Source organism: Streptosporangium sp. LJ11 (assembly GCF_051918945.1).
GTDB lineage: Bacteria > Actinomycetota > Actinomycetes > Streptosporangiales > Streptosporangiaceae > Streptosporangium.
On sequence record NZ_JBPXMB010000038.1, the window covers coordinates 19,666 to 32,086 of the forward strand.

Here is a 12,421-nt window from a genome sequence, read left to right on the forward strand (position 1 = left end):
ACGACCGGGACGCCGGACGGAGCGCCGCGTCGTCACGACCCGCGAGCGCCGCGCGCCGGCCGCGCGCGTCACGGCCATGGATCTTCCAGATGCCCCACCGGGAGGAGGCGACCGTGAAGTCCTTCACAGACGGCGCGTTGCCCTCGGACGATGTCGTCGTCGCGGCCCTGCGCGCCGGGGATGAGGCGATGTTCACGGCGCTGCTGGACACCTGGTCGCGGGGGATGCTCTGGCTGGCCCGCGCGCACGTGTCCACCAACGACTCGGCGGAGGAGGTCGTGCAGGACACCTGGCTGGCGGTGATCCGGGGCATCGAGGGCTTCGAGGGCCGCTCGTCGGTCAAGACCTGGGTCTACCGGATCCTGGTCAACACGGCCAGGAAGCGAGGCGTGCGCGAGAACCGCACGGTGCCCTGGAGCAGTGCCTTCGAGCAGGAGAGGCAGACCGTCGACCGCTCGTGTTTCCAGGGGGTGGACGACCCCCTCCCGGGACATTGGAAGGATTTTCCCGCCGCCTGGCCGACCCCGGAGAGCGAGGTGCTCGCCGCCGAGGTGCGCGGCCGGATCGCCGCCGCCCTGGCCGAGCTGCCGATCAGGCAGCGCACCGTGATCACGCTCCGCGACGTCGAGGGATGCACCTCCGAGGAGGTCTGCGAGATCCTGGAGATCTCCGCCGCCAACCAGCGCGTCCTGCTGCACCGCGCCCGCACGGCGGTGCGCGGGCGGCTGGAGGACTACTTCGAGACGGCGAGACGGCCGGCGTAGCGCCGGGCGGCGCGGCGGGTCGGGTCAAGGGGTCGATTACAGGTCCGGTCATCGGGACGGTGAGGTGGTCACGATTGTGAAGCGGTTCAGCTGCGAGGAGGCGGTGGAACTCGTCACCGCCTTCCTGGAGGGTGAACTCGACGAGCCCACCCGGCGCCGGTTCGAGGAGCACCTGGGCGGCTGTGAGGGCTGCGAGCGCTATCTCGACCAGTTCCGCGTCACCGTCGAGGCCCTCGGCCGCCTCCGGACCCCCGAGGCCCCCGAGGCCCCCGACCGGCTCCGCGGCGCCGACGACGTTACCGAGACCGACGACCCGCACCACGACAACGCCGGTGACGCCGGCGATACCGGCGATACCGGCCCGCCGCGGCCGGAAGGTCTGCCGAAGGAGACGCGCGACCGGCTGCGGGCCGCCTTCCGCGCCAGGCGGCCCACCTGAGCCGCCGGAGACCCCGCCTCCCGCAACGCCGTACCGGCCCCGGCCCCGGCCCCATCCTGCCGCCGCGAGGGCCCGACCCCGTCCTTCTGTAACGCCTGAGCGCCTCGCGACTCTATAAATCCGTACACATCTGCATATATCAGGCGAAAGGGGATGGGGATGACCGGTCTGGCGACCGAGGACACACTGATCCGGAACGCCTCGGATGTGGAGACCTTCGCGCGACAATGCTTCCTCGGCTCTCCCGGTGACCACGTGGGGATCGAGCTGGAGTTCCTGGTCTTCGACCGTACGGCCCCCGCCCGGCAGGTCCCGGTGGCCAGGATCGCCGGCGCCCTGCCCCCGCTGCCCGGCGGGAGCCTGGTGACCTTCGAGCCGGGGGGCCAGCTGGAGCTCTCCGGGCCACCCGGCTCGCTGCCGGGCGCGATCGCCCTCCTGGCCGCCGACGTGAACGCCGTGCGCCGGGCGCTGCGGGACGCCGGCCTGGCGCTGGGCGGGGTGGGTCTCGACCCGCTGCGCCCGGCCAGGCGGCAGCTGCGCCTGCCCAGGTACGAGGTGATGGCGCGGTTCCTCGGCACGCCGTACGGGTCGCTGATGATGTGCTCGACGGCGTCGATCCAGGTCAACCTGGACCTGGGCGACAGGCCCGCGGCGCGGTGGGAGCGCGCCCACCTGCTGGGGCCCGTCCTCGTGGCGGCCTTCGCGAACTCACCGCTCAGCGAGGGCCGTCCGTGCGGGTGGATGTCGGGGCGCCAGGCGGTGTGGGAGCGGCTCGACCGCACCCGGACGGCCGCCGTCCCGGCGAGCGGCGACCCCGGCGCCGCGTGGGCCGATTACCTGCTCGACGCCCGTCTCATGGCCGTGCGCGAGAGCGCCGGGAACGGGGACGGCGCGGAGCCGTACCGCCCGGTCCTCGACGGCTCGACCTTCCGCGACCGGCTGGCCTCGTCCGAACACCCGCCGACCCTGGCGGACCTGACCTACCACGCCACGACGCTCTTCCCGCCCGTACGGCCGCGCGGCTGGCTGGAGATCCGCTACCTCGACGCCCAGCACCCGGCGAGCTGGCCGGTGTGCGCGGCGGTGACCCACGCCCTGGTGATGGACGACCGCGCGGCCGACGCGGCGCTGGCCGCGGCCGGACCGTGCGCGGGGATGTGGTCGGCGGCGGCGCGCCACGGCCTGTCGGAGCCCCGGCTGCGCAGGGCCGCCGGAGCCTGTTTCCGCGCCGCGCTCTCGGCGCTGCCCCGGCTGGGGGCGGGCCCGGCCCTGGTCTGCGAGGTGGCCGCGTTCGCCGACCGCCACGTGACACCCGGCCGTGCCCCCGCCGCGGACCTGCTGGATCTGGCGAGAGGACCGGGAGGGCGCCTGCCGGACTGGCTGGCCGAGGAAGGACGGATCTGAGCTCTCCCCGGAACCGGCCCGGAACCGGATGGGGGCCGGATCGGAAGCGGCCCGGGACCGGATCGGTTCCGGACCGGACCGGCGCAGACCGGACCGGGAGCCCGGGCCGGAAGAGCCCGGGGTCTCCACGCTGGAGGTATTTGATGAGCGACTTCAAGGAACGGATCGCCGCCGAGCTGACCGCCGCGCGCAACCGCTCCACGGCCTACACCGACGCCGAGGACGACCTGCTGGTCACGCAGCACTCACCGCTGATGTCACCGCTGGTGTGGGATCTCGCCCACGTGGGCAACTACGAGGAGCTGTGGGTGCTGCGGCAGGTCGGCGGGATCACCCCGCTCCGCCCGGAGATCGACGACCTGTACGACGCGTTCAGGCACCCGCGCGCGGATCGCCCGTCCCTGCCCATCCTCGGACCGGTGGAGGCGCGCCACTACATCGAGGGCGTGCGCGGCCGGGTGCTGGACGTCCTGGACACGGTCGACCTGCACGACCCCGACCCGCTGCGGCGGTACGGCTTCGTCTTCGGCCTGGTGATCCAGCACGAGCACCAGCACGACGAGACGATGCTCGCCACCCTGCAGCTGTCGGGGCGGCCGGGACTGGTCCGCGACGGCGACCTGCCGCCTGGCCGGTCCTGGCGGGCGCAGGGCGCCGACGAGGTGTTCGTCCCCGCGGGCCCCTTCATGATGGGCACCGACACCCAGCCGTGGGCCTACGACAACGAGCGCCCCGCCCACCGGCTCGACCTGCCCGGTTACTGGATCGACAGGCTGCCCGTCGGCAACCGCGCCTACGCGGACTTCATCGAGGACGGCGGCTACGACGACCCCCGCTGGTGGGCCCCGGACGGCCTGCGCTGGCTGCGGCGGACCCGCGCCTTCGCCCCGCTGTTCTGGACCAGGGAGGGCGACACCTGGTGGCGCACCCGTTTCGGCAGGACCGAGCCCGTCCCCATGGACGAGCCCGTACAGCACGTGTGCTGGTACGAGGCCGACGCCTACGCCCGGTGGGCGGGGCGGCGGCTGCCCACCGAGGCCGAGTGGGAGAAGGCCTGCGGCTGGGACGCCGAGGCCGGGCGGTCGCGGACGTACCCGTGGGGCGACGACACCCCGGGGCCCGGCATGGCGAACCTCGGGCACCGGGAGGCGCGGCCCGCGCCGCTCGGCGCCTTCCCCGCCGGAGCGAGCCCCTGCGGCGCCGAGCAGATGATCGGGGACGTGTGGGAGTGGACCGGTTCGTGGTTCCTGCCCCATCCCGGCTTCCGCAGCTTCCCCTACCGCGAGTACAGCGAGGTGTTCTTCGGCTCCCGGTACCGGGTGCTGCGCGGCGGATCCTGGGCCTCCGACCCGGCCGTGGTCCGCACCACGTTCAGGAACTGGGACCGCCCGGCCCGCAGGCAGATCTTCTCCGGCTTCCGGTGCGCCCGCTCGGCCTCCCCCGAGCACTCCCCCGGACACCCTCCGGACTCCGCGAAGCGCTCCCCCGGGCACTCCCCGGGACGCTCGGCGGAGCGCCGGTAGATGTGCCGGCACGCGTCCTGGCTGGGCGCTCCCCGCACCCTCGCCTCGCTGATCCACGAGCCGGTCCACGGCCTGCTCCGGCAGTCCTACGCCCCGCGCCTGCAGCGCCACGGCACGGTCAACGCCGACGGCTTCGGCATGGGCTGGTACGACGCCGCCCGCGCGGAGCCGGTCCGCTACCGCCGGACGATCCCCGCCTGGACGGACGCCAACCTGGCGGGTCTCGCGCGGACGGCCCGCTCCGGCTGCCTGCTGGCCGCCGTGCGGTCGGCCAGCGCGGGGATGCCGGTCGAGGAGACCGCGACGGCGCCCTTCACCGACGGGCCGTGGCTGCTCAGCCACAACGGCCGTGTCGCGCGGGAGGTGGTCAGGGAGCTCGCCGACGACGCGGAGAGCACGTGCGACTCCGCGTGGCTCGCCGCCGCGGTGTTCCTCCGGCGCCGGGCCGGCGATCCGCTCGGCGAGGCCCTCGCGGAGGTCGTCACCCGCGCCGGGCTGAAGGATCCCCGCGCCCGCCTGAACCTCCTCGCCTGCGACGGTACGTCGATCGCCGCGACCGCCTGGGGCGACACGCTCTTCCTCCGCCTCGACGGCCACCCGCACGACGGCGTGCTCGTGACGAGCGAGCCGCTGGACGACCGGCCCGGCTGGCAGGCCGTACCGGACCACAGCCTGGTCCTCGCCTCACCCGACGGGGTGCGCGTCCAGCCCCTGTGACCGGGCGGAGCGAGACCACAGGAAAGCACAACCCGGCCACGGACCGGCGAGCGGGACCGTGGCCCACACACCCAGGAGGCCCCGTGTCCGTCAGCCAGACAGCCATCAGCCTGGTCAACCATCTCGGCCGCGACCATCTTCGCCAGGCACTCGAACACGACGTCCGCGCCGGGCTGACGTCGACGCCGAAGTGGCTACCGCCCAAGTGGTTCTACGACGAGGCGGGCAGCGAGCTGTTCTCCCGCATCACCCGGCTGCCCGAGTACTACCCCACCCGCCGCGAGCTCGCCATCCTGCGCAGGGAGGCCCTCGACATCGCCGTGCGCGGCGGCGCGGACACCCTGGTCGAGCTCGGCTCCGGGACCAGCGAGAAGACCGTCCTGCTGCTGGACGCCCTCTCCGCCGCGGGAACGCTGCGCGTCTACACACCGGTGGACGTCGACGCGGTCACCCTGGGCGAGGCAGCGCACCGGCTCGCCTCCCGCTACCGGGGCCTGACCGTGCGCGCGATCTGCGCCGACTTCGAGGTGCACCTGGCCCTGCTGCCCCGTACGGGACGGCGGATGGTGGCCTTCCTCGGCGGGACCGTCGGCAACCTGGCCCCGGCGGCACGCGAGGTGTTCCTCAAGGAGCTGCGCGCCACCCTCCGCCCCGGCGACACCTTCCTGCTCGGCGCGGACCTGGTCAAGGACACCGACCGGCTGATCGCCGCGTACGACGACGTGAGCGGGGTGACCGCCGCCTTCAACCGGAACGTCCTGCACGTGATCAACAGGGAGCTGGACGCCGACTTCGAGCCGGACGCCTTCGAGCACGTCGCGCTGTACGACGCGCGGAACGAGTGGATCGAGATGCGGCTGCGCGCGAGCCGCGCCATGCGCGTGCGGATCGGCGACCTCGGCCTGCGGGTCTCCTTCGCGACAGGGGAGGAGATGCGGACCGAGATCAGCGCCAAGTTCCGCCCGGAAGGACTGCGGCGGGAACTCCTCACGGCCGGTTTCGGGATGATCCGCCAGTACATCGACCCGACCGGCGACTTCGTCCTCGTCCTGGCCCACCCGTGATCCGTGGCCGCCGTGACGCGACGGCGACGCGCCCACGCCGCCCGTCGCCGTCGCGTCACGGTGAGGGTCGTCGGGACACGGCTCCCGGCCGTCGTACGCGATGACGGTCAGGGCACGGCTCCCGGCTCCGGGACGGTGATCCTCCGGAAGACCGGGCACGGTTCGGGAAGCCTGCCGTCCCGGGCCGTGCACTGCGCGGCGATCCGGGCCGCCGTACCCGGCAGGAAGGGCGCCAGCTGATCGCCCAGCGTCTCGCACGCCCGGACGAGGGCGGCGAGGACGGCGTCGAGCCGGGCCGTGACGCCGGGGGCGCCGGGGGCGCCCGGGTCGCCGTCGCGTTCGGCCCGGGCCAGTGCCCAGGGCCGGCTGTGGTCGACGTAACGGTTGGCCTCGTCGACGACCGCCCAGACCGGCGCGGTGGCGCGGCGGAACTCGAAGTCGTCCAGGGCCGAGCGGACGAGACCCGGCGCCCGGCGGCAGGCCGCCTCGAGACCCTCCCCTCCCGGCGCGCCGGTTCCGGACTCCGTCCGGGGAACACGCCCTTCGCGGTAACGGTGGACCATGGTGACGACCCGGTTGACGAGGTTGCCCAGCCCGTTGGCGAGCTCGTCGTTGGCGCGGGCGACGAGCCGGTCGACCGTGAAGTCGGCGTCCCCGACGCGGGGCACCTCGCGCAGCAGCCACCAGCGGACGGCGTCGGTGCCGTACTCCCCCGCCAGGGCGACCGGGTCGGCCGTACCCCCGCCGGATTTGCTGATCTTGCGGCCTCCGGCGGTGAGGTAGTCGTGCACCACCACGTCCGTGGGCGGCGGCTGCCCGGCCGACAGCAGCAGCGCCGGCCAGTAGACGGCGTGGAAGCGCAACACCCCCTTGCCGACCAGGTGGACGCGGCGGCCGGCACCGGTCCACCAGCGCCGGTAGTTCTCCCCGCCGGTGCCGTAGTCCAGGGCCGTGACGTAGTTGCCGAGCGCGTCCCACCACACGTAGACGACCTGGCCGGGATCGCCGGGAACGGGGATTCCCCACCCGCGGGCGCGCGCGGTCGACCGGGAGACCGAGAGGTCCTCCAGGCCACCGGCGATGAAGCCGAGGACCTCGTTGCGGCGTTCGGCGGGCTCGACCCTCAGGCGCCCGCTGGAGACGAGGTCGTGGAGCCGGTCCGCGTAGCGGGAGAGACGGAAGAACCAGTTCTCCTCGGCGACCCGCTGGGGCTCGACGCCGTGTTCCGGGCAACGTCCGCCGGCGAGCTCGGCCGGGGTGTAGAACTGCTCGCAGCCGACGCAGTAAAGACCCTCGTAGTGCTTGCGGTAGAGGTCACCGGCGTCGGCGCAGGCCTGCCAGAGCCGCTCCACCCCGACCCGGTGGCGGGGGTCGCGGCTGGTACGGATGACGTCGTCGACCGCGAGCGCCAGCGGCTCGCGCAGCGCGACGAACGCCTCGGCGTTGCGGTCGACGAACTCCTGGACGGCGACACCCGCGGCCTCGGCGGCCAGTACGTTCTTCAGCGAGTTGTCGTCGGTGCCGGTCTGGAACCGCACCCGGTCGCCCCGCGCCCGGCGGAACCGGGCGAGCACGTCGGCCTGCACGAGCTCCAGCGCGAACCCCAGGTGGGGACGGGCGTTGACGTACGGGATGGTGGTGGTGACGTAGGTGTGCGGTGTGGTCATCGGAACCTCCGGGAGAACGGGGGCTCCGACCGGCGAGAACACGTCGAGGCCCCGTGAGCGGGCCTCGGAAACGATCGTCCGTGCGGCGTCAGCGGCCCCGTGGGCGGGGCATCGTCACCTGGTGCGCGGACGCGTTCATGCGGTCAGGCTAACATCCGCCGTCCGGCGGGAGCCGGTGGTTTTACAGCCCATCACGGTTCAGCTTCCCGTCCAGCGGGCACGCGACCGGTACGACGAGACCCTCGTTGGAACGGTCTTCGGCCTCACACCGCGCCCCCGCGCGAATGCGGCTTGATACGCCGAACCGTAGGTGATCAGGTACGCCGCCGAGGTTGCCGGACAGCGCCGGAGGCCGTCATCCCGCACGCCGGGAAGCGAATAAATCCGCGCGGTACGCAGGTGAGTGATCGTAGGCTTCAGCCCCGATGAGGTGAGGTGGGCGGCATGCGAACGAGGTTGCGGAAGCTGTACGCGGGTGGACGAGAGTTCGTATGGGCCGGCAAGATCCACCATGTGGCCGGTGAGCGTGACTGCCACAGGTGTGTTCGCCTGCGGGTCTGGGGCGCCGGGAAGAACAACCGCGCACTCCAGGCGGATCTGTTGTCCAAGGCGGTCCTGCCGTGGGGCTGTGCGACCGACGGCACCTATCCGACCTCCATGGATGTGCGGACGGTCATCGACTACGCCCTGACACACGGCTGGGATCCCGACCTCGTTGGCGGGACCTTCTTTCTGAGCGAGAACGAGCACGCCTCCGAGTTCGAACTGGCCGGCTTCCTCCTCACCGATCGCCTTCGAGACGACGGGGCGCCGGATCCGACCGTGCGAGTGTTCCGGGCCTTCGACGAACGCGAGACCGCTGAGGCCGGATCGTTGGTCACGCCCTCGTCCGATGACCGTCCTGGCCGGACCACTCCGGCGCCGTAGCCCTGCCTGGTTCCCGTCCGCCGACGCCGGGCCAAGGCGGCAATCGGCGAGTAACCACCGGCCAAAGACGAGCCCTCGGCCACCCCGCCCCCATCGATCGTTGGGGGCGATCCGATCCAGCGAAGCACCAGTTCAGGGCCGGCACGATGAGTTCCGGAGGGGTACGGGGTATGGGGAGGCCATGACCGACAAGCGCAAGCAGGACGAACCCGAGGTGGGCGACGCCGTCACGTGGGAGAGCCACGGCTCGTCGACCTCGGGCAAGGTCGAGAAGAAGATCACGAAGCGTACCGAGGAGGCGGGACGTACCGTGGACGCCTCGGCCGACGATCCGCAGTACCTCGTGCGCAGCGACAAGAGCGGCAAGACCGCCGTGCACAAGGCATCGGCACTGCACAGGAAAGACCGCCATGACTGAGGACGGCGAGCGGATCGCCGCGGACTTCGACCAGGCGGTCAACATGACGGCCGCGGAGCTGGAAAGCTGGCTGGAGACGGAGGAGTCCAAGAGCGTGGGGGACAAGTCGGGCGATGAGGAGTCGACAGGTCACCGGTCCGGCCGCCGGATCACCGAGATCCTGCGGAAGCGGAAGGACGACCTGGACGAGGACGACTACGCCCACATGCGCAAGGTGACCGGCTACGTCCGCCGCCACCTGAAGCAGCGTCCGTCCGGGGACGTCAAGGAGACCCGGTGGCGATACTCCCTCATGAACTGGGGACACGACCCGCTCAGGTGAGCGGTGTGTCCCGGCCTCGAAGGCCGTGCCGGCCATCACGAGCGGCATGCCGGTCAGTCCGCGGCCGACTCCGGTGAGGTGGCGGTTGAGCGCGTGGGTGGACAACACGACGTGACGGTCATCTCGGGTACGTCGCTAAGATCATCCGCATCGTCACTCGAATCCGGGCCGCCGTCGGCCGATACCGCTTCGGGCGCGCGGCCGCGGTCGTCGTCGCGCTCTACCTGGCCGTCGTGGCCGTCGCCGCGGTGCTCGCCGTCGTGTCCGGCGAGGTGTCGGCGCTGTCGGTGGCCGCGACGGCCACGACCTGGGCACGCCTCATGCAGGGAGCCTGGACGGTCCCCCTGCTCACCGGGATCTGCGGGCTCAACGCGTGGGCGCTGTGGCAGGTGCTGCGCGGTCCCGCGCCGCCGCGCGCCGAAGGGTCGCCGCGCGGCGTGGTCTGGCTCCGGCGCCTGCTCTACGCGGGCATCGCCGGCGACCTGGTGCTCTGGGAACTCGTCGAAGAGCTGTCCAACACCGTGGAGTACGTCGCGAGCCTGGCCCTGTGGGTCGCCACGCTGATCCTGCTGGCACGGGTCGTCTCCGGGGTCTCGGCCCGGTTCCGGGCGATCACCCTCGTGCTCGGACTGATCGGCACGCTGACCCCGGCGCTGCTGTTCTTCCTCGACAGTCCCGACTTCCGGGTGTTCAGCCTGTGGTCACTGGCGAGCCTCGGCTGGACGGTGATGACCCTCATCGGGCAGCGCCGCGACGGCCGATGGAGCGGCGCCACGATCGCCGTCGGGAGGCTCGCCCTCGCCGCCTCGCTGGCCTTCCCCGTGCTCGGCCTCGCCTTCGAAAGCGATTGGCTGCTGTTCGACGGCTCGTTGCTCGTGGTGAACGCGCTCGGCGTGTTCAGCACGGTGTGGCTGGCTCGTACCGCGCACGAGCTCGCCGGGCCCGCGGGCATGCCCGCCACCGAAACCACCTCCCGGTCCGCCACCCGCCGCGAGCCACGGCTGCTCGTCGCCGCCGCGCTCGTGCTGCCGCTCGTCGTGGTCGGCGCCGAGGAAGGCGCCCGGTTCGGTTTCACCGGCCTGGACGAGGGCTGCCGCGAGCGGATCCGGCCCTACGCCGACACCCGGCCGCAGGACCGGCGCCGGTCGTTCCTCTGCCTCGCCAGGGACGACGGCCACACAGGGACGGCGATGTTCCCCGGGAACCTGCCGGAACAGCGCATCCTGGCCCATGGCGAGGAACTGTGCGCGGTGCCCGGCGCCGAGGAGCGGCAGGCGCTGCTCCGGCGAGCGGGCGGGTCGGCGACCACGGACGAACTCGGCGACGCCCTGGAGTTCCTGTGCCCCGGCGTCGTCGCCGCGCAACGGGCGGACCAGGCGCGCGAACAGGCGCGCAGGGAGGCCGAGCAGGAGCGGGAACTGGCCGCATGGGAAGCCGAGATGAACGCCCGGTGCGCCGACCCCTGGCCGGAGCTACGGGCCGGGCGGCAGGGCACGGCCGCGTACCTGCTCTTCGAAGGAGGCGGCTACTACATCTCCGACGACCGGGACAGCGTCGAGGGCCCGGCCGGTGACATCTTCGCGGCCATCGACGACGGGTTCATCGACGCCGCCGGCAGCAGCGCCGCCATCACCACCTATGGCGAGAACGAGGCGATGTGCCTCACGGTCAAGGCGTTCGGCGCCGCCCCGCCGCTCCGGCTCAAGGGCTGGGACAAGGTGGTCGAGGTGGGTCTTCTCAGCCGCAGCGGCCGCCTGGTCGTACCGCCGTACCCCGAGGGCGGCGACAGCGGGGCGATCGGGCCGCTGCCCAGTCTGGCCGTCGACGGCCCCGGCCGCTACCGGATGCGCGTCTACGCCCGCGAGCTCGAATGGGACGAGGACGACCCCGAAGCGCCCGCCGAGGAGCACCTGATCGTCGTCTACCCCGGCCGTTCCACAAAGAAGATCATCCACCGCCCGTGGCGGTGACCGATCAGGAACCGTCCGGGCGCCGCGTCCGCGCAGGTAGGGGTAGGCAAAAGTACGCCTTGCCGACGGCCCGCGCTCCCGGTGAATCGGGTCGACGCCCTGTACGTTCGTCCTGTTCGACATCTCCGCCGACGGCGAGGACCTGTCATGCGAGCCATCACCGTCCGAGACCGCGCCGCCGGCCTGGCCGGGCTTTCCCTGACAGAGGAGCCGTATCCCCATGCCGCCGAGAACGACGTCGTCGTCCGGGTGCATGCCGCCGGGTTCACCCCCGGAGAGCTCGACTGGCCGGGAACGTGGTCCGATCGCGCGGGCCGGGACCGGACGCCCAGTGTCCTCGGGCACGAGTTGTCGGGTGTCGTCGCCGAGCTGGGGTACGGAACCACCGGCCTGACCGTCGGCCGGCGGGTGTTCGGGCTGACCGACTGGACCCGCAACGGCTCGCTGGCCGAGTACGCCGCGGTGGAGGCCCGCAACCTCGCGCCGCTGCCGGCCGACGTCGACCACACCGTGGCCGCCGCGCTGCCGATCTCGGGGCTGACCGCGTGGCAGGGCCTGTTCGAACACGCCCGCCTCGCCGCCGGGCAGACCGTCCTGATCCACGGCGCCGCGGGCGGCGTCGGTTCCATCGCGGTGCAACTCGCGCGCGAGGCGGGAGCCCGGGTGATCGGCACCGGCAGGGCTGGCGACAGGGACACGGCACTCGGTCTCGGCGTCGACGCCTTCCTGGACCTGCAGGCCGACCCCCTCGAGGACGCCGGTCAGGTCGACGTGGTGCTCGACGTGATCGGCGGCGACGTCCTGGACCGCTCGGCCGCGCTGGTGCGCGCCGGCGGCACGCTCGTCACCATCGCCTCGCCACCCACGGTCCGGCCCCGGGACGGGCAGGCGATCTTCTTCGTCGTCGAGCCCGATCGCGCCCGGCTCGCGGACCTGGTCCGGAGGGTCCGGGAGGGACGGCTCCACCCGATCGTCGGGGCCACGCTGACGCTCGCCGAGGCGCCCTCCGCGTTCGCGCCCGCCCGGCGCACCCCCGGCAAGACGATCATCAAGGTCGCGGAAGGGGAATAGCCGGTTACGCGCGAGCCGAGTGCCACGTGCCGGTGTTGACGCTCAGTTACGAGTTTCCGTTTGAGCGTAACTTGAGCAGACCGTCGCCAAGGCTTGGATTCGCCCGTGTCAGGCATCGAAATACTCTGGACACGA

The 12,421-nt window shown here is 72.6% G+C and carries 12 protein-coding genes; 11 read left to right on the top strand and 1 reads right to left on the bottom strand.

Annotation, left to right across the window (positions count from 1 at the left end; all coding sequences use genetic code 11):
* Positions 1 to 113: 113 nt before the first annotated feature.
* The 6 genes from ACTOQ3_RS38610 (at position 114) to egtD (ending at position 5,911) form a co-directional block, all read left to right on the top strand.
* Positions 114 to 764, top strand: a complete 651-nt coding sequence (locus ACTOQ3_RS38610) for an RNA polymerase sigma factor (RefSeq protein ID WP_362682747.1) — start codon at positions 114 to 116, stop codon at positions 762 to 764.
* Between the two features lie 64 nt (positions 765 to 828).
* The gene (locus ACTOQ3_RS38615; protein WP_440088638.1) at positions 829 to 1,203 is read left to right on the top strand and encodes an anti-sigma factor family protein; all 375 of its coding nucleotides are present in this window, start codon (positions 829 to 831) and stop codon (positions 1,201 to 1,203) included.
* A 159-nt stretch (positions 1,204 to 1,362) separates the two neighbouring features.
* Positions 1,363 to 2,607: a glutamate-cysteine ligase family protein gene (locus ACTOQ3_RS38620; RefSeq protein WP_440088640.1), complete on the top strand. Its 1,245-nt coding sequence runs from the start codon at positions 1,363 to 1,365 to the stop codon at positions 2,605 to 2,607.
* Positions 2,608 to 2,750: 143 nt separating this feature from the next.
* Positions 2,751 to 4,130: an ergothioneine biosynthesis protein EgtB gene (egtB, locus tag ACTOQ3_RS38625; protein ID WP_440088641.1), complete on the top strand. Its 1,380-nt coding sequence runs from the start codon at positions 2,751 to 2,753 to the stop codon at positions 4,128 to 4,130.
* The gene (egtC, locus tag ACTOQ3_RS38630; protein ID WP_440088643.1) at positions 4,131 to 4,847 is read left to right on the top strand and encodes an ergothioneine biosynthesis protein EgtC; all 717 of its coding nucleotides are present in this window, start codon (positions 4,131 to 4,133) and stop codon (positions 4,845 to 4,847) included. It begins immediately after the preceding gene.
* 83 nt (positions 4,848 to 4,930) lie between these two features.
* A complete protein-coding gene (gene egtD / locus ACTOQ3_RS38635) occupies positions 4,931 to 5,911 on the top strand; it encodes an L-histidine N(alpha)-methyltransferase (protein ID WP_440088645.1) in 981 nt (326 codons plus the stop codon).
* Positions 5,912 to 6,018: 107 nt separating this feature from the next.
* Here egtD and metG read toward each other — a convergent pair whose 3' ends face one another.
* Complete coding sequence (gene metG, locus ACTOQ3_RS38640; RefSeq protein ID WP_440088646.1) at positions 6,019 to 7,578, bottom strand: methionine--tRNA ligase; 1,560 nt, start codon at positions 7,576 to 7,578, stop codon at positions 6,019 to 6,021.
* Positions 7,579 to 8,034: 456 nt separating this feature from the next.
* Here metG and ACTOQ3_RS38645 point away from each other — a divergent pair, with 456 nt between their 5' ends.
* The 5 genes from ACTOQ3_RS38645 to ACTOQ3_RS38665 all read left to right on the top strand — a co-directional run bounded on the left by ACTOQ3_RS38645 (position 8,035) and on the right by ACTOQ3_RS38665 (position 12,286).
* Entirely contained in the window at positions 8,035 to 8,505 is a 471-nt protein-coding gene (locus ACTOQ3_RS38645) for a hypothetical protein (protein ID WP_440088647.1), read from the top strand.
* Between the two features lie 181 nt (positions 8,506 to 8,686).
* Positions 8,687 to 8,923, top strand: a complete 237-nt coding sequence (locus ACTOQ3_RS38650; RefSeq protein ID WP_440088648.1) for a DUF2945 domain-containing protein — start codon at positions 8,687 to 8,689, stop codon at positions 8,921 to 8,923.
* The gene (locus ACTOQ3_RS38655) at positions 8,916 to 9,245 is read left to right on the top strand and encodes a DUF3140 domain-containing protein (RefSeq protein ID WP_440088649.1); all 330 of its coding nucleotides are present in this window, start codon (positions 8,916 to 8,918) and stop codon (positions 9,243 to 9,245) included. The genes ACTOQ3_RS38650 and ACTOQ3_RS38655 overlap by 8 nt, the downstream gene beginning before the upstream one ends.
* Positions 9,246 to 9,478: 233 nt before the next feature.
* A complete protein-coding gene (locus ACTOQ3_RS38660; RefSeq protein WP_440088650.1) occupies positions 9,479 to 11,215 on the top strand; it encodes a hypothetical protein in 1,737 nt (578 codons plus the stop codon).
* Between the two features lie 147 nt (positions 11,216 to 11,362).
* Positions 11,363 to 12,286 carry an NADP-dependent oxidoreductase gene (locus ACTOQ3_RS38665; protein ID WP_440088651.1) on the top strand — a complete coding sequence of 308 codons (924 nt, stop codon included), beginning with the start codon at positions 11,363 to 11,365 and terminating at the stop codon, positions 12,284 to 12,286.
* Positions 12,287 to 12,421 lie beyond the last annotated feature (135 nt).